The organism is Cupriavidus sp. CP313, assembly GCF_054072015.1.
In genome coordinates this window covers 1-569 of the sequence record NZ_JBSVZB010000102.1, presented here as the reverse complement: position 1 = coordinate 569, position 569 = coordinate 1, and the positions used below count along the sequence as shown (strand labels likewise).

General features: G+C 63.6%; 1 protein-coding gene. It reads left to right on the top strand.

Features of this window, described 5'->3' with window-relative positions; genetic code table 11:
* On the top strand, positions 1–569 hold a 569-nt coding region (locus ACW4E8_RS41085; RefSeq protein WP_456809706.1), incomplete at both ends, for a hypothetical protein.

Sequence of the window (569 nt, the reverse complement as noted above, 5' to 3'; positions counted from 1 at the left end):
TGCCTCGGTTGGAACTGCGCCAGGCCAACGGCAACGTCATCGACAAGCCGTTTCTGGAGCAGGAGCTCTGGTCCCCCAGCGGCAAGGTCTTGACGGTGCTTCTGCATCCTGGGCGCGTGAAGAGCGGGCTTATCGCCCATGACACCGTCGGACCTGTGCTCCACGCCGACGGGTTGGTGGTGCTGACGTTGGACGGTCAGGAAATCAAACGCTGGAAGGTGGGGTCGGACGACCACGATGGCCCGCGCCCGTCTGGCTGGCACGTCGGAAGCGTCCTTGCAGGCACACGCGAGCCCCTGGTGGTGGAGTTGGACGCGCCCATCGACGGTCGGGATGTCGACTACCTCGCGGTTGCGAACTCGAGTCATCGCCGTATCCAAGGACGCGCTCGGCTGGAAGTCGGCGAAAAGAGATGGATCTTTACACCCGACGCTCCCTGGACTGAGTCGCGGTACACGCTGGCCGTCTTTGGCAACCTTGAGGATCCTTCCGGCAACCGGTTGAACGGACACTTCGAGTCGCCCGGGACTGCGCCTGAGTCGGCAGCTGCCGACGTCTACATCCCTCTA